The following is a 17,275-nucleotide window of genomic DNA, read 5'->3' as shown; positions in this document are numbered from 1 at the left end:
TTTACCCCACCAACTAGCTAATCAGACATCGGCCGCTCCTGTAGCGCGAGGCCTTGCGGTCCCCCGCTTTCACCCTCAGGTCGTATGCGGTATTAGCTAATCTTTCGACTAGTTATCCCCCACTACAGGGCACGTTCCGATGTATTACTCACCCGTTCGCCACTCGCCACCAGGCCGAAGCCCGTGCTGCCGTTCGACTTGCATGTGTAAGGCATGCCGCCAGCGTTCAATCTGAGCCAGGATCAAACTCTTCAGTTCAATCTCTGTGTGGACCCGAAGGTCCTCGCTCTTTCGAGCGGTCGCTCACTCTCAGAAAACTGACTGACCAGATCCGAAGACCCAGTCACGTTTTGCTGTGCGAGCACTGTATAACTTGTAAAGCTAAAAGACCGAAGTCTTCCGCATCCGTTATCAAGCGCCCACACTTATCGGTTGTTTGGTTGTTAAAGAACCCGCCCTTTCGGGCCGCATCCGGCTTTGCCGTTTGCGTTGCTGCGTTTTGTTTGCAGCGGAGAAACGAGACTATAAAGAAGTTTCTGCGATTAATCAATCATTTTCGAGAAATTCTTTATTCTGGAAGGCACACTCTTTCGGATCGAGTTAATCCTTGCAAGTCTTTTCCCACCCCCGTTGCGCGGTGCCTTGCGAACGAGGGGGCGAATCTTAATGCCTGGATGCCTGCCTTGCAAGCGTTTTTGAAAAGAACTTGAATGAGCCTCCTTTGTCACTTGACCACGCCGACCCACGGCCTGCCGACGAGGGCGAACGCCTCATTACGCTTGCCAGCGCTGCAACTCGGACAGGATCTGTTCAGCGAGGAAGTCACAAGGCGGCCGCTTCGACTTTGCGCTGCGCGCCAGCACCAGCTCCAGCCCGGCTAGCTCGGGCAGCCCCTGGGCCTGGCCAAGGATGGTGAAACGGGCCGGAACGGCACATCGCGCGAGCGGCGCCACCGCCAGTCCCGCTTCGACCATGCTGAGCAGGCCGAGCAGGCTGGGACTTTCATAGGACATGCGATAGGCGATCCTGGCCTGCTCCAGGCTGCGGATCGCAATGTCGCGGGCGACGCTGCCCGACTGGAACACGGCAATGGGCAGCGGCCGCTCGTTCCAGATTTCGTGCGCCGCCGGCGATGCGGCCCACACCATCGGTTCCAGCCGGATGAACTCCCCGGACAACCCTTTCACTCGCGTTGCGCAGACCAGGTCGACCGATCCGTCCTTGACCATGGGCGCCAGCGCCACGCTTGGCAGGCCAATGACCTGGATCTCGACCTTGGGATAGGTCGCGGAAAACTTCTTCAGGATCGCGGGCAACAGGGACGAGGCATAGTCGTCCGGCATGCCGAGCACCACGCGCCCGGTCACGTCGGGGCGGACCACGGCCGCCCAGGCCTCGTCGCGCAGGGCCAGCATGCGGCGCGCGAAGCTCAGCAGGACCTCGCCTTCCGGGGTCAGCACCATGTTCCTCGGCCTGCGCACGAACAGTGGCTTGCCCAAAGCTTGCTCAAGCGCCTTGATCTGCATGCTGACCGCCGACTGTGAGCGGTGCACGAGTTCCGCCGCGCGGGAAATGCTGCCGGTATCGGCAACCGCCACCATCATGGCCAGGACATCGAGGTCAAGCGCTTTCACTTGTATCAGAAAAACTGAAGCAACAGATCAATTTTACGCATTTTTCTTAACCATCGGTGCTCGGGCATACTGGTCGAAAACGTTGACCACCTATGCCACACGCGAACATGGACCACCCCTTGCGCGACAGCCTCGCGCGCGAACTGCATGCCCGCCCCTTCCTGCGCATCGGCGGCCCCGCCTCGCTGACGCACTTTGCCATCTATGCCGACGGCGATACCGCCGTCCACCATGCCTTGCTGGCCGACTTGTGCAGGCTGACCGGGCTGGAGGTACCGGCCGACGGCGTAACGCACTATTCAGGGCGTTGGGGCGATCACAAGCAACTGAAGTGGGAGCGGCACACCGAGTTCTCCACCTTCACGTTCGTGGCGCGGCGTGGTGACGCGGACTACTTCTCCGACCTGGCCACCGCCCATATCCCGGCCGAGTGGTTCGACAGCTTCGCCGGCAAGCGCCTGGTGGCACTGCGCATGGAGCTGGTCTCGGGCGAGGCCGCGGCCCATGCGCGCGACCACGTGCGGGAATGGATCGACGGCCCGACCCTGGCGGGCAGCCACGTGCTCGGCGGCGGCGAGGTGTTCTGCGACTGGACCATCCCGCCAGATGGCTTTACGCGCTTCCTGGTCATCGACAACGGCTTCCGCGAAGTGCAAGGCGGACGGCTGCTGCAGCGGCTGTATGAAATCGAGACCTACCGGATGATGGCGCTGCTGGCCTTGCCGGTGGCGCGTGAACTGGGCCGCAGCGTGGACAACCTGCAGCGCTCGCTCGCGCCGCTGATGCGCAGCATGGACACGAGCCAGGGCGGCCGCCACGATGCCGAGCTGCTGGAGCGGCTGACGCACCTGGCGGTCCGCATCGAGGCGCTGGCTGAATCCGGCAACCGCTTCAGCGCGTCGCGCGCCTACGAGAAGCTGGTGCTGGCGCGCATCCAGGAATTGCGTGAAGAGCGCATCGAAGGCATACCGACCATTGCCGAATTCATGGAGCGCCGCTTCGCGCCTGCCATGGAGACGTGCAGGTCGGTCTGGGCGCGGCACGAGCAATTTGCCGGCCGCGTGGCGCGCGCGCTCGACCTGCTGCGCACGCGCGTCAACCTGGCGCAGGAGCAGGACACCACGCGCCTGCTCGAGGGCATGGACCAGACCGCGCGCAGCCAGCTGCGGCTGCAGCACGCGGTCGAAGGCCTGTCGGTCGCGGCCATTTCCTACTACGTGCTGTCGCTGGCGGGCACCGGGCTCAAGGCGCTGCATGCGGTGCACCTGCCGCTGGACCCGGAACTGATCAAGGGCGTGCTGATCCTGCCGGTGGTGCTGCTGGTGCTGCGTGCTACCAGGCGCAGCAAGCATGCCGGGCAAAAAGCGGCGGCGCGGCGCCCGGCTGCGAATCAGGCCGCATAGGGCAGCTAGCCTGCTGTCCCGCCCTGCCCCGCGGCTGCCGTGGCTTGCCGGAGGAGATGCATCGGGCCAAGGCTCTCAATAGCCTGCATCTGCGCCGCATCCCGGACAAAAAGCGAGCCGGCGAACGCCAGGGCATTGACTGCGATGCCTTCCACGCACTCCATGGATCTCGGCACCAGCAGCAGCCCCGCGGGCATGACCAGCAGGTTGTACGGCGCTGACGGGTGCAGTCCGCCCTCGACATCGACCGCGCGCACGCCAACCGCATCCAGCAACGCGCGGTAGCGCTCGCACGCCGTGCACGCCATCTCTTCCACCGGCGCCGCGGACAGATCCAGCGGCGCGAACGCATGCGCAAATGCCAGGCCGGGAACGGCACCGATAGCGCCGGCGATCCGTGCCGACGCCAGCAAGGGACCAATCGGCAGCGCCGGCCCACCCTCGGCGAACGGCAACGGTACGATCTGCAGGTGTTTGTGGGCCTGGCTCGCTCCCGCGACTGCCCCGCCGTTGTAGAAGCCCAGGCTCGGGAACTCCGCCATGCAAGCCAGCAGCGCTTCAAAGTCCGCCACGGTCAGCAGGGATTCCTGCGCTTCGAAGCGGCGCGTGACGATGAGCAGGTGATGCTCGATGACATTGAACTTGTTGAGCAAGGCCACATGGGTGTCGGAGATATCCGCGACAAACAGTTCCGGGTCATAGGGCAGGAATGGATTGCTCCCGGCGCTGCTGGTCGTGCGTGCCTTGTCCTTGCGAGCCAGGCTCGATACCTGGCGGACCAGAAACCGCACGCCACCGTCCTCGATCGCCGCCTCGGTGGTTTCGATCGGGCACAACGCCCCGCTCTGCAAGGCATGCGCCGTCCGCTGCAGGATCGCCGGCCACAGCGTGCCAGGCTGAAGGTGTCGATGGTGCATGGTTGGCTTTCGCTAGCGTCAATCCTGCTCGCGCAAGAGCATCGCCACGTTACGCTCCGCGAGCGCCGCGATGGTTCGCGAAGGATTCAGGCCGAGCGGACGCGGGACGATCGCTCCGTCCATGACATACAGTCCCTTGTAGCCAAATACCCGGCCCCTTGCATCGACGACTCCGTCTGCAGCGGAGGTTCCCATGTTGCAGCCTCCCAGCGGGTGCGGTGTGATCAGGTTGTGCCACCGTCGCCAGGTGAGCGGTACCCACGGATCCCCGCCAGTCGCTGCCGAGAGCTGCGTATGCGCTGCAATCATGGCCTCGATGACGGCCACCGATGCCTGATAGGACCAGTCGAGCCGCAGCACACGACGCCACGGTGCGTACCACGTGCGGCCCAGTCTCAGCTGGCCATCGCCAGGGTCCACGCCCTGCCCGAACCAGGGCATCATCTGCTCGACCGGATCGCCGTCGTCAAACAGTCCTCCGACCTCCTTCCACACGGCACGCAGCTTGCGGGAACGCGTTCGCTTCATATGGCGCCGAATGAAGTTGCCTGCGAGGTTCGGGATTCCACCGTCCTCCACGAAGAGCGCCTGTCCGTTCGGGCCGCTGTGGTCCAACAGGTCGATCGCTGCGGAGATGGTAACGCCATGGGAAGGAGAGATCGTCCTGTGGTCATAGTAGGCTGGCGTCACGAAGTCGCCATTGTGCGCCCACCCATATCCCAACCGTGGCGAAAGCCCCGGAAGTGTGCGATGCTCATCCCGACAGCGCAGCAGAAGCTCGGTGCTGCCGATGGAGCCGGCGGCCAGTATCACCCTGGCGGCCGTGACTGTGCCAGGGCTCGTCGTTTCGTTTTCCGGGTCGATCTTCCTGAAGCATACGCGCCAGCCCTGCTGCAGCGGCTCGAGCCGGTCTACCAGGTGCAGCGGAAGAATCTCGGCGCCATTGTCCTCAGCCACTGCCAGGTAATTCAGGTCCAGCGTATTCCTGGCCGATACCTGGCACCCCACGTCACAGTTGCCGCAGTGAACACAAGTGCCCTGCAACCTGCCGTGCTGGTTCATGAATGTCTGTGAATGACGGTCATCGCGGGCGTCTTGCCGTGTGGGGTCCCAATGCTCGGAAAATGTCACCGCCAGCGGCAATTTACGGAAGCGCCCGCCCCAACCGCAGGCTTCCGCCCCCTCGCGCAACAGCCGGGTTCGCTCGCTCAACTGGTTATCCGGCACTTCGCTCACCGCGAGCATGCGCCCGACCTCCTCATAGTGGGCCTGCAGGTCCGCATAGGTAACCTCTTTCGGCCAGCCCTGCTGGAAGGCTTCCGGCTTGGCTTCCACGGAAACGTTGGCGTAGATCAGCGAGCCGCCACCGACCCCGGCCCCGGCGATGACCCATACGTCAGAGAAGGTCCGGATATCGGCCCAGCCATTGAAGCGATTGGCGCGCTCCTGGTTCCACAGCCAGGGGTCGCTCTCGTCGCGCGGGTAAGTCGCGGGGCTCCAGCGCCGGCCGCGCTCCAGCACCAGCACCTTGCGGCCGGCCTGCGCGAGCCGGCACGCCGAGACTGCACCACCGAAGCCGCTGCCGATGACGACGACATCGTAGGCAAGCGCATTGCTCATCATGACGCTCCCTATCGTTGGATGATGATTGGCTTCTCCTCAATCATCCGCACCGCCTCGGGCGGCATTACCTGACCGTCTGCCGGCACGAACCGGGGGCCGGTCGCGCCGGGCTGGGCGCGTATGCGCCAGGTGCCATGGACCTTCGTCAATCGCTTGACGCCCTCGCCCAGCTTCCAATGACGGCAGACCTTCTCCAGCTTGAGCGGGTAGATCGTCAATTGCCCACCCTCGAACCGCATCCGCAGGAAGCATTTGTAATCGGCGATGCGCTGGGAGGAGAACACTTCCTCGGGGTGCAGGCGCCAAAGGGCATTGCCCAACACCATCCATGCGCCAAACAGCAGGCCACCGAGGGCGCCGCCCAGCAGCATGGCCTCGACCACGAACAGCAAGACGGGGGGCGCATTGTCCGCGCCAAAGACATGGAAGTTGAGCCGCATGACGAGCCATAGCAGCGCGACTGCCAGTGCCAGGTGCAGCAGCCCGTGCAACGCGCCGACAACGCACGCCAGGCGCACGCCGCGCCTGACATCCCTGGTCGACAGCGCAGCACAAGTAAAGACAATGGCCGCTGCGAACACCACCGACGCCGGACTGTGCGCCATGACCCGGAACAGTTGGTGGAACACCTCGGCGATATTCCCGAATGTCACTTCGAGCCCAGCCAGCCTGTCGACGAAGCTGCGTTGATCGCGCCCGGGGACAGATACCAGGCTCGCGCTTTGAATGATCCAGTCGAACAGCAAGTACAGGATCGCCACCAGCGCACAGAACGAGAGGTTGCGCGCAGGCAGTTGCCACGCGCGATTGCGCAATTGCCGGGAAGCGGATTTTTCCGGATACGCTGACTTCAGTTCGTAGAACTGTCTGGCCGGGCCCACGACGATAGGCCTCGGCGGATCTGGCAGCAGGTGCGTGCCGTGAAGAAATGCACCGCCGCCTCCGCAGGTGATGCGATGCGGTCCCGCCGTGCCCTCTCGCGGCACGTAATGCGCGTAGTGGTGCGAGTTGCCGGCCAGCACCAGCGCGAGCCGGTCGCCCAGCATCCCCTCGATCTCGCTCAGGCTCCGGAAGCGCGGCGTCTTGGCCTCGATCGAAGGTACGGCCCGCCGCTCGCCGCGGCGCACGCGCTCCATCTCGTCAATCCAGCTCGCCTCGGGCGCGCACAATACGACGCGGTCACCGGGCTGCAGCGCCGTGTGCATCTTCTGGAAGTACTCGCGCTGCGGCCGGTCGATCTCAGACTCCAGTTGCAGGTCCAGGCCCCAGACCCACCAGCCGCCGGGCAACTGCAAGGCATAGTAGCCAGTGCGCTGGCGTGTCTCCCAGCCGCCCACGGGCTTGCCGCTGCAGAACAGGCGGGCGAAGCCACGCAGGCCATCGTACCAGTCGTGATTGCCAGGCGTGGCGACCATCCACGGCGCATCCGGCAACTTGATCGGCTGGTCGCTGTATGCGGGGCGCGCGATCTCGACCGGCGCAGGGAATGCCGCCCGGAAGGGATCGACGAAGCGTGTCCGATAACCCTCATGGGCAGGGGTCGGATACACCTGGTCGCCACCCAGCAGCAGCACCTTTGCCCGTGGCAGCGTCACGCCTTGCTCGCGCAGCGTCACCGCGTGACTGACGCACAACGCCATGGAGTAGGTCGGGTCCCAACCGTCGCCGGTGTCGGCCAGATAGTCGACCCAGACACCGCCGTGCCCGTCGGCGGGCACCGGGAGCGGCGGGTTCGGATTCAGCGTGGTGAGTGCCGCCTGCACCATGCGCTGGTCGGCAAAGGCGCCGATCGCCATCGCCACGGCAACCCGCATGGCAGTGAACGGCAGCTGTAGCGGGCTCAGCCAGTTCACCATGGTTCTTTGGGTGTAGAGTTCCACGCGCCCGGTCGCGGCAGACGCGGAAGCGATCGTCGCGGAGCCGGCAGCATCGGCCGCAGCTTGCGAACCACCCGGATATGGCGACTCTGGTGCTGACCCGGAATGTTTCATCGCCTTCCCCCCAAGACTTCCAGCTCGTCCGCAAGGATCGGGGCGCTCGCGCATGCTGGCGCGAGTGCCAGCCGTTGCCAATGGCCCTACGCCCTCACCCCCTCAACATCTCCACCGCTTCCGCAATCGCCCTTCTGATCCGTGTGTACGTGCCGCACCGGCAGATCACGCAGCTCATCTGGTCGGCGATCTCCGTCTCCTTCGGATTCCGGGTGCGCTTGAGCAGCGCGCTCGCCGCCAACAGTTGCGCGCTCTGGCAGTAGCCACACTGCACCACCTCGTGCTTGAGCCAGGCCGCCCGCAGCGCGCTCGCCTCGGGGCCGACGAGTCCTTCGATGGTGACGATCTTCTTGCCTTCCATCTCGCTCGCCTGGTGCTGGCACGACAACACCATCTTGCCGTTGACATGCACCGCGCAGGCGCCGCACACCCCCACGCCGCAGCCGAACTTGGTGCCTGTCAGCTTGAGCTCGCAGCGCAGCACCCACAACAGCGGCGTGCAGCCGTCCGAGCGGACCTCGACGCTCTTACCGTTGACACTGATCTGATGGTCTGGCATCGCAGGCTCCGGAAGGCGGCAGGGTCTTCAGCAGCGGCAGGTCGCGCAGGCGCTCGCCGGTCGCATGGAACAAGGCGTTCGCCACCGCCGGGGCGATCGGCGGCGTGGTGGACTCGCCCACGCCCTGCGGCGGGCGCGTCGAAGGCATCACGTGTACCTGGATGTCCGGGCAGTCTCGCAGGCGCATGGCCGGAAAGGCGGTGTAATAGTCCTCCTTCACCTTGCCTCGCTCCAGCGTGATCTTCTGCCACAGCGCTGCCGACAGCCCGAACACAATGCCGCCCTCGACCTGCTGCTCGATCAGGGTCGGGTTGACCGGCATGCCGCAATCGATGGCGCAGAACACGCGATCCACGCGGACCTGCCCCATGTTGCCTACCGACACCTCGGCGACCTGCGCCACCACGCTGCCGAACGACTCGTGCAGGGCCACGCCGCGCCCCATCTTCGCCACGCCAGGCTGCTTGCGCAAGGGCTGGCCCCAGCCCGACATCTTTCTTGCCTGCTCCAGCACCGCGCGCTGGCGCTCATCCCTGAGCAGGCTCATGCGGTAGTCGAGCGGGTCCACCCCGACCGCCACCGCCAGCTCATCGACAAAGCTCTCCATGAAGAAGGCGTGGTGCGAGTGCCCCACCGAGCGCCAGTAGCCCACGGGGATGGCGAGGTCCACGGTCTGGTGGCCGACCCACACGTCCGGCCAGTCATAAGCCTGGTCGAAGGCGCCCTCCGCCGTGGACTTGTCCAGCCGCGACAGGAAGATGTCGGGCAGGCCGAAGTTGCGCTTCGCGACGCCCTCCAGCACTGACTGGCTGGCCGAGACATTGCGCACGGCGATGACCTTTCGGTTTTCGTCGAGCCAGGCCTCGAAGCGCGACACGCTGGCCGGACGGTAGAAGTCATGCCGCATGTCCTCGGGGCGCGACCAGATCGTCTGCACCGGCACGCCCTTGCGCCTGGCGGCGATGGCGGCCGCCTGGCAGATGAAGTCGACTTCGAGCCGGCGCCCGAAGGCACCGCCGATGAATTGCTGGCGCAGTTCGACCTTGTCGGTGTCCAGCCTGAGCGTCTTCGCCACGCAGCGGCGAGCCAGCCCGGGCATCTGCGTGGCAGCCCACACGATGGCGCGGTCCTCCTGGACCAGCACCGTGCAGTTGACCGGCTCCAGCGCGGCGTGAGCGAGATAAGGCGCCGAGTACAGGACCTGGATGGCGGGCTTGCCCTGCTTCATGGCGCGCCCGTTGCCATGCTCGTACCAGACGCGTGGGTCGGCGGCGTCGAGCGCCTTCACCAGCGTATCGCGGATGCCGTCGCTCGACAGCTTCGCCGCTTCGCCCTCGTCCCACTTGCACTGGACCTTCTCCACCGCCTGCATGGCGATCCACGCATCGCTGGCGATCACCGCCACGCCGCCGCTGCCGCCCTGGAGCGGAGGCAGCGCGACCAGGTCGAGCACGCCGGGCAACTTCTTTACGTCGTCGGGCGGGGATCCCCGCAGCGTGCCGCCCAGCGTCGGACACATCTGCACGCTGGCGTAGACCATCGCGTCCGCCACCACGTCGATACCGAAACTGGCTGTGCCGTGGAGCTTGGCAGCGGCATCAAGGCGCGCCGCGCGGGTGCCGATGAGCCTGTAGCTGGCCGGATCCTTCAGTTCGACCTTGCGAGGCAAAGGCTCACGCGCGGCAGCCGCGGCAAGTTCGCCGAAGGTGGCGCTGCGCCCCGACGGATGCACCACCTTGCCGGCCTGCGCGCGGCAGGCTTCGGCCTTGACGTCCCACTGCTTCGCCGCTGCCGCGCACAGCATCATGCGGGCGGCGGCGCCGGCCTCGCGCATCGGATGCCACAGGTCCCTGATGCTGGTAGAGCCGCCGGTGAACATCAGGCCCACCTCGCGCACGCCCTTGCGCGTGAACCATTCGGCGGCACGCCTGGGCCACCCCTTGTCGTCCGGCCGGAACGGCAGGTTGGCGACCACGCCCTCGATGTTGTTGTACAGGTTGTCGATGGGCGACGGCTCGACCCGGATCTGCGACCAGTCGGCCTCCATCTCCTCGGCCAGCAGCATCGCCGCGCCGGTATGCACGCCCTGCCCCATCTCGGCCTTGTTCATGACCACCGTGACGGTGTTGTCGGACGCCACCTTGATCCAGCCGTTCAGCGCAAACTGCCCGTCGCGCGCCGCCAGCGGCTCGCCGCCCGCCAGGCGCTGGCGCGGCGGCAGCCAGGCCCATCCGATCACCAGCGCACCGGCAGCGCCCGCACCGCCGAGCAGGAAGGCTCTGCGCGTCAACATGGCAAGACTGGCGGATCGATCATCATAGGAAGGCCCCGTGCCGCCGATGGCATGGCCTATATTAGGTCGGGAAGTGCCGCAGCGCGAATGCGAGCACGTCGTTGGCGCTATCGCGCAACACCCGACACGGACATGCCGCGCTGATGCCGCCTGCCGGCGCAGGTCGAACTGCTCCGTGACGGGTGCCCGTGTTCCGGCAGATCCTTGAGCTTGGGAACAAGCAACTGATCGACTGCCGCAGCCCCAGCCATCGAACAGTTTTCCATTAGAATCAGCAGCTTATGCTACTGCGGAAAGAGCGCCATCTGCCCAGCCAGCAGCGTCTCGAAATCGTCGTCCAGGAACGGCAGGATCGCATCGGCGATCGGCTGCAACTGCTTGTTGACGTAGTGGCCATAGTCGACCGGCGCCGACCGGGTCTCAAGCGGCTCCGGCCCTGAAACGGTCATCACGTAGCTGATCCAGCCGCCATGCTGATACTGGCGCGGACGTCCCTGGCGCTCGTTATAGGCATCGGCGATACGGGCGGCGCGGACGTGCGGCGGCACGTTGCGCTGGTAATCATCGAGCTTGCGGCGCAGCCGCTTGCGATAGACCAGTTGCTCGTCGAGCTCGCCGGCCAGGGTGCGACGCACGATGTCCCGCACATAATCCGCGTACGGCTCGCGGTTGAAGATCTTTTCATAAAGGGTCTGCTGGAAACGCTGGGCGAGCGGCGACCAGTCCGTGCGCACCGTCTCAAGCCCCTTGAACACCATCTCGATCTTCCCGTCAGGCCGTTCGACCTGGCCGGCATAGCGCTTCTTGCTGCCAAGGTCCGTGCCGCGGATGGTCGGCATCAGGAAGCGCCGGAAGTGCGTTTCGAACTGGAGTTCCAGCGCGCTTTCCAGTCCATAGGTCTGCCAGAGGTGGTCGCGCCACCAGTCGTTGACGTAGGCGACCAGGCTACGGCCGATCTGCCTGGCATCGGCTTCCGTTCGCACGCGGCGCAGCCAGACGAATGTGGAATCCGTGTCGCCATAGATCACCTCATAGCCGCGGGCCTCGATCAGCGCGCGGGTCTGCCGCATGATCTCGTGCCCGCGCATGGTGATCGACGACGCCAGCCGCGCGTCGAAGAACCGGCAACCGCTGGACCCGAGCACGCCGTAGAACGCGTTCATGATGATCTTGAGCGCCTGCGAGAGCGGCTTGTTCCGGTCGCGCTTGGCGGCCTCGCGGCCTTGCCAGACTCTGGCCACGATCGCCGGCAGGCAGTGCTTCGTCCGGGAAAACCGCGCACCGCGGAAGCCAGGCAGCGAATCGGCATCGTCCGGATGCGCCAGGCCCTCGACCAGCCCGATCGGGTCGATCAGGAAGGTCCGGATGATCGACGGGTAGAGGCTCTTGTAGTCCAGCACAAGCACCGATTCGTAGAGCCCCGGCCGCGAGTCCATGACGAAGCCGCCCGGGCTGGCCTCGGGCGCCTTCTCGCCGAGGTTGGGCGCGACATACCCCTGGCGGTGCATCAGCGGCATGTAGAGATGCGTGAAGGCGGCGACCGAGCCGCCATTCCGGTCGGCCGGCAGGCCCGTGACCGTGGCGCGCTCCAGCAGAAACGGCAACAGCTCCGTCTTTTCGAAGATCCGCGTGATCAGTTCGCAATCGCGCAGGTTATAGCGCGCCAGCGCCGGCTTGTCCTGCTCGAACATGCGGTCGATGGCGTCCATGCGGTCGTACGGGTTGTCGACCGCCTTGCCCTCGCCCAGCAGCGTCTGCGCCACCGATTCGAGGCTGAACGACGGGAAGCTCCACGTGGCGGAACGCAGCGCCTCGATGCCGTCGATGATCAACCGGCCTGGTGCGCTGGCGAAATAGTGCTGCTGGGCGTTGTGCTCGCGCCATTCCATCTCGGCACCGCCGCGGCCGAGGCGCAGCGGAAGCTGGAACTTGCGCGCATGCTCGTGCAGCACGCGCAGGTCGAACTGGACCAGATTCCAGCCGATGATCGCGTCGGGATCGTGATCGGCCAGCCACTGGTTCAGCTTTTCCAGCAACTCGGGCCGCGTGGCGCAGTACTCGAGCGAGAAATCGACATCGGCGGGCATTTGCGGCGCCGCACCCAGCATGTAGACCTGGCGCTGGCCGCAGCCTTCGAGCCCAATCGAATAGAGTTCGCCGAACGCGTTGGTCTCGATATCGAGCGAGACCAGGCGCAACTTGGGCCGGTAGCACTCCGACGGCTTCATCTGGGCATTGCGCAGCGCGCCGCCGGGGTCCGGCTCGCCGTCGAACCAGACCGGGGCGGTGATGAAGCGCTCCATCAGGTAGCGTTCGGGCGGGCGGATATCGGCTTCGTAGACATCCACGCCGGCGTCGCGCAATGAGCGGCCGAGCTGGATCAGTTGCCGATGCTGGCGGCAGTACAGGCCCAGTACGGGCCGGCGCTGGAAATCCTGGAGCTTGAGCGGGCGCAGCTCGACCTCGCGCTCGCGGCGCAGCAGCGCCTCGGCACGCTCGCGCTGCGACTCGGGGATAAACGCGACTGACGGCTGACAGGACAGGTGCAGGTGGCGCGGACCATCATCGGTCGCCAGCCAGAATTCGACTTCGGTGCCGGCCGGCGTATCGCGCCAATGTCGGGTCAGGATGAAACCCTGCTGAAGTGCCACGTTAGGTACATTGGGAAACGGCTACCGGTCGGGATTCTAGCGGATGGGCCGGGGGCGTGAGCCGCGTAAGCCACCCCGTGGCATCTTCGGTTCACGCAAAACGGTCGTGCAGGATAGCAGCGGTCAATTCGCGCTTCTTCCAGTACATATGATGGATACGCTGCTGCAATTTGCCCAGCACCATGGGGTCGAGGCTGCCATAGGTCAGCAGCACGGCAGGCTGCGAGCCATCGCCCTCCTCATGTTCGAGGCTGTCGAACGGAGGAAACCCGTACTTTTCCAGGAAGGCCGCGATTTCCTCGTCCGAGGTGCCAGGTTCGATGTTGCCTAGCAGCAAACGACTCATGATGGTCTCTCCCAGTCGATGGAGGAGCGGCCCTGCCCCAGCCCCCTTTGCGGTTGGCACTGAGACGCCCTACCTTAATTCTAGGATGGGCTTTTGCCCTGCCGTGCCGCCTCGATCGCGGCGATATCAATCTTTTTCATCGTCATCATGGCGTCGAATGCGCGCTTGGCCGCCGCACGGTCGGGGTCGGTTATCGCCGCGCTGAGCGCGCGCGGGGTGATCTGCCATGACAGTCCCCAGCGGTCCTTGCACCAGCCGCATTCGCTTTCCTGGCCGCCATTGCCGACGATCGCATTCCACAAGCGGTCGGTTTCGGCCTGGTCGTCCGTCGCAATCTGAAAAGAGAAGGCCTCGTTGTGCTTGAAATGCGGGCCGCCGTTCAGCCCGAGGCAGGGAATGCCGGCGACGGTGAACTCGACCGTCAGGACATCGCCCTGCTTGCCGTCGGGATAGTCGCCCGGCGCACGGTGGACGGCGCTGACTGCGCTGTCGGGGAATGTCTCGGCATAGAAGTTTGCGGCATCAAGGGCGTCGCGGTCGTACCACAAGCAGATCGTGTTCTTGCTTTGCATGATGTGTCTCCTGGAAAGTCGAGCACCGGGAATCCGCCACCGGGACTCCAATGTCTCATATTCCGGTGGCGGGCGCAGGCCGCGCAAAGGGCGAGCTGAGGAGCCGCCAGCGGCCTCTGTCCAAGGGGCGTCGCCGCTGCCCGGCGCCAGTGCCGACTATGCCAGGCTGGTGCGCTTCGAGACCCAGCGCCGGGGCGAGTTGATCAGCAAGGCGAACATCGCGCTGGGCTGATGCCGCAGGACTTCTCGCGTCTCACTGGGCCTCCGCCGCGCGCACGAACGCGTCGCGCGCGGTGATCCGCTTGACGTAGTCCTGGATGCACGCGCTCTCGCTGATGCGCGGCGCACCGAATCGGCCCGCCCATGCCAGCGAGGCACCGAGATAGATGTCCGCCGCGCTGAAGGTCGCGCCGAGCACGAAGGGGCCGGGCGTCAGGGCTTGCTCGATGGCGTCGATCACATCGTCATAGTCGCCCCAGCCGACCGCCTGCTTCGGCAGCGGCGCCTCTTTGCGCATCATCCGGTCAGTCAGCGCGGGTTCGAAGCAACTGCCGCAGAAGAACAGCCACCGCAGCACCGTGCCGCGCGCGGACGAGCCTGCAGGCGGCATCAACCCGGCCTGCGGAAAGGCATCCGCCAGCCAGGCGATGATCGCGCCGTTCTCGGTCAGGACCGTGCCGTCATGCAAGACCAGCGTTGGAATCTTCCCCATCGGGTTGACCGCCAGGAACTCCGGCGCGCGGCTCTCGCCCTTGGTGAAATCGATGTGCTGCAGCTTGTACTCAGCCCCGACCTCCTCCAGCATCCAGCGCGCCACCGAGGCGCGGCTCTGGGGGTTGTAGTAGAGCGTCATGGTCATACTGTCCTCCTGCCGCGTTCGGCCGTGTGGTTTCGACCGCCGCAGGATAGCATCCGCCGGCTGCCACGAACCGCTTCCGTTGTGGAAGCCCTCACCCGGCCCGCTCGACCGCCCGTGCGAGCCGTGCGACGCCCTCCCCGATCTGCGCCAGGTTCGTGCTCGCGAACGACAGCCGGAATGTGGCGCGCTGGCGCTGCTCCACATAGAATCCGGCACCCGGGACGAACAGCACCTTTTCCGCGATCGCGTGCGGCAGCAGTGCGGCAGCATCGTCGATGCCATCCAGCGCGGCCCCAAGGAACATCCCTCCCGCCGGCAATGCGAAACGGATGCGGTCACCAAAGGCCTGGCGCAGCGCCGCCGCGAGCTGGTCGCGCTTGTCGCGATAGGCCGCGACTTCCCGCGCGACCTGTGCCGGCAGCCGGCCCGCTTCCAGATACTGGGCCGCGGCCAGCTGGATCCATGGCGGCGTGCACAGGTCGGATACCTGCTTGGCAATCACCGCGCGGCGCACGATCTCGGGCGCGGCGACCATCCAGCCGATCCTCAGGCCGGGGGCCAGCGTCTTCGACAGGCTGGCCAGATGCACCAGCCACGGCCGCGCCTCGGGGACCGACGCGCACAGCGCCAGCAGCGAAGGCGGCGGTGCGCCATCGAAGCTGAGCGCCCCGTAGGGATCGTCCTCGACCAGCACCACGCGGTGCCGCGCCACCAGCTTCAGCAGCTGCAGCCGTCGTGCGGGCGACAGCGTGGCGCCGGTGGGGTTGGCGAAGGTCGGCACCGTATAGATCAGCCGGGGGCGCAACGACGGGTCGGCCAGCATGGCTTCGAGTGCAGCCACGTCCATGCCGTCGTGATCAGACTGCACGCCGCGTATGTCGGCGCCAGCCAGCCGCAATGCCTGCAGCGTCGCGGAATAAGTCGGCTCCTCGACCAGCACCACGCTGCCGGGCTCGACCAGCGCACGCACGAGGAAATCGAAGCCCTGCTGCGAGCCGCTGGTCACGAGCAGTTCGTCCTGGGCCACGGGCGCGCCGCGCCCGGCCATCAACGACACGAGCACCTGGCGCAGCGCCGGCGCGCCTTCGGTGGCGCCGTACTGCAGGCATTCGGCGGGCCGCTCGCGCAGCGCCGCCGCCGAGGCCGCGCCAATGCCGTCGACATCGAACAGCGCGGCGGACGGGTAGCCGCCGGCGAAAGAGATCATCCCGGGGTCGGACAGGTACTTGAACAGTTCCCGGATCGGAGAGCCAGCCGGGTTGCGCAGCGCGGGGACGAAGGGATAAGCGGCGTCGGAAGTCATGAGCGGATGCAGAACGTGCTGGACATGGGCGTGCTTCAGTCCACCGAAGCACCGGACAGGCGAACGATCTCGCCCCACTTCTGGCGGTCCTTCTTCAGCACGTCGGCAAATGCCTCCGGCGAGCTGGGCGCCGGTTCCGCGCCCAGCTCGCGCATTTTCGCCTGCACGCCTGGCTCGTTGAGCACGCGCGTCAGGTCCTGGCTGATCTTCTGCGCCACCGCCGTGGGCACCCCGCGCGGCGCAAGCAGGCCGAACCATGGGCTGGCATCAAAGCCGGGGACGGGGCCCGCGGCGGCGACCGTCGGCACATTCGGAAGCGCCGACGAGCGCGCCGGCGTGGTCACGGCCAGCGGCCTGAGCTTGCCCGAGCGGATAAACGGCAGCGACGCCGGCAGGTTGTCGAACATCACGTCGACGCTGCCGCCCATCAGGTCGGCGATGGCCGGGCTGCTGCCCTTGTAGGCGACGTGGCTCATCTCCGTGCTGGTCATGCGCTGGAACAGCTCGCCCGCGAGGTGCGTGGACGTGCCATTTCCGGCCGACGCCATGTTGACGCGCTTGGGATTGGCTTTCAGGTAGGCGATGAACTCGGGCAGCGTCTGCACGCGCGCGCGTTCCGCAAACGCCGGCGACAGCACCACCACGTTGGGTACGCGCGCCACCATCGCGACCGGCGCGAAGTCGGCGTCGGCATCATAGGGCAGCTTCTTGTACAAGGCCGGGTTGATGCCGAACTCGCCCACCGAGCCCATCAGCAGGGTGTAGCCGTCCGCCGTGGACTTGGCGGCCGTGCCGGTGCCGACGATGCCGCCCGCGCCGGGGCGGTTGTCGACCACCACCGACTGCTTCCATTGCGTGGCCAGTTGCTCGCCGATCAGCCGGGCCACCATGTCGGTGGTGCCGCCCGGCGGGTACGGCACGATGATGCGCACCGGCTTGGCCGGGAACTCGAGCGCGCCGGCGATGCCGGGCATGGTCGCGCCGAATGCAAGGGTGCCGGCGGCGAGCGCGCTGAACAAGTGTTTCATGCAGTCTCCTGTCTACCTGATGGTTGTCGTTATGAGGTTGTCGTGATGACGATGCCGGGAGGAGGCGGCAACGCAAGGATCGAATGATTTCTCATC

Annotated in this window: 13 protein-coding genes and 1 rRNA gene; 1 reads left to right on the top strand and 13 read right to left on the bottom strand. The window is 65.9% G+C overall.

All coding sequences use genetic code 11. The annotated features are described in order from the left end of the window. Together C265_RS07150 and C265_RS07145 are read right to left on the bottom strand one after the other, a co-directional pair. Nucleotides 1–258 (bottom strand): 16S ribosomal RNA (locus tag C265_RS07150); the annotation flags it as partial. Nucleotides 259–773: 515 nt separating this feature from the next. Continuing rightward, entirely contained in the window at nt 774–1,634 is an 861-nt protein-coding gene (locus tag C265_RS07145; RefSeq protein WP_010811621.1) for a LysR family transcriptional regulator, read from the bottom strand. Between the two features lie 107 nt (nt 1,635–1,741). Here C265_RS07145 and C265_RS07140 point away from each other — a divergent pair, with 107 nt between their 5' ends. After that, entirely contained in the window at nt 1,742–3,037 is a 1,296-nt protein-coding gene (locus C265_RS07140; RefSeq protein WP_010811620.1) for a DUF3422 family protein, read from the top strand. Between the two features lie 5 nt (nt 3,038–3,042). Here the strand turns inward: C265_RS07140 and C265_RS07135 are convergent, their stop codons facing one another. The 11 genes from C265_RS07135 to C265_RS07085 form a co-directional block, all read right to left on the bottom strand. After that, entirely contained in the window at nt 3,043–3,954 is a 912-nt protein-coding gene (locus tag C265_RS07135) for a phosphorylase (protein WP_010811619.1), read from the bottom strand. Nucleotides 3,955–3,972: 18 nt separating this feature from the next. After that, nucleotides 3,973–5,577, bottom strand: a complete 1,605-nt coding sequence (locus C265_RS07130) for a GMC oxidoreductase (protein ID WP_010811618.1) — start codon at nt 5,575–5,577, stop codon at nt 3,973–3,975. A gap of 8 nt (nt 5,578–5,585) precedes the next feature. Then, entirely contained in the window at nt 5,586–7,457 is a 1,872-nt protein-coding gene (locus C265_RS07125) for a preprotein translocase subunit YajC (RefSeq protein WP_246840184.1), read from the bottom strand. Between the two features lie 205 nt (nt 7,458–7,662). Continuing rightward, nucleotides 7,663–8,127, bottom strand: coding sequence for a (2Fe-2S)-binding protein (locus C265_RS07120; RefSeq protein WP_010811616.1), 465 nt, complete (start codon nt 8,125–8,127; stop codon nt 7,663–7,665). Then, the gene (locus C265_RS07115) at nt 8,096–10,420 is read right to left on the bottom strand and encodes a xanthine dehydrogenase family protein molybdopterin-binding subunit (protein WP_010811615.1); all 2,325 of its coding nucleotides are present in this window, start codon (nt 10,418–10,420) and stop codon (nt 8,096–8,098) included. The genes C265_RS07120 and C265_RS07115 overlap by 32 nt, the downstream gene beginning before the upstream one ends. 284 nt (nt 10,421–10,704) lie before the next feature. After that, complete coding sequence (locus C265_RS07110) at nt 10,705–13,071, bottom strand: DNA polymerase II (protein ID WP_010811614.1); 2,367 nt, start codon at nt 13,069–13,071, stop codon at nt 10,705–10,707. A 91-nt stretch (nt 13,072–13,162) separates the two neighbouring features. Continuing rightward, a complete protein-coding gene (locus C265_RS07105; RefSeq protein WP_010811613.1) occupies nt 13,163–13,417 on the bottom strand; it encodes a hypothetical protein in 255 nt (84 codons plus the stop codon). Between the two features lie 80 nt (nt 13,418–13,497). Next, nucleotides 13,498–13,989, bottom strand: coding sequence for a VOC family protein (locus C265_RS07100; protein WP_010811612.1), 492 nt, complete (start codon nt 13,987–13,989; stop codon nt 13,498–13,500). A 253-nt stretch (nt 13,990–14,242) separates the two neighbouring features. After that, on the bottom strand, nt 14,243–14,848 hold the full coding sequence (locus C265_RS07095; RefSeq protein WP_010811611.1) for a glutathione S-transferase family protein: 606 nt from the start codon (nt 14,846–14,848) through the stop codon (nt 14,243–14,245). Nucleotides 14,849–14,939: 91 nt separating this feature from the next. Beyond that, nucleotides 14,940–16,151, bottom strand: a complete 1,212-nt coding sequence (locus tag C265_RS07090) for a PLP-dependent aminotransferase family protein (protein WP_010811610.1) — start codon at nt 16,149–16,151, stop codon at nt 14,940–14,942. A 35-nt stretch (nt 16,152–16,186) separates the two neighbouring features. Further along, the gene (locus C265_RS07085) at nt 16,187–17,179 is read right to left on the bottom strand and encodes a tripartite tricarboxylate transporter substrate binding protein (RefSeq protein ID WP_010811609.1); all 993 of its coding nucleotides are present in this window, start codon (nt 17,177–17,179) and stop codon (nt 16,187–16,189) included. Nucleotides 17,180–17,275 lie beyond the last annotated feature (96 nt).

The sequence above is a fragment of the Cupriavidus sp. GA3-3 genome (genome assembly GCF_000389805.1).
Lineage (GTDB): Bacteria > Pseudomonadota > Gammaproteobacteria > Burkholderiales > Burkholderiaceae > Cupriavidus > Cupriavidus necator_D.
This window is presented reverse-complemented; position numbering and strand designations above follow the sequence as displayed.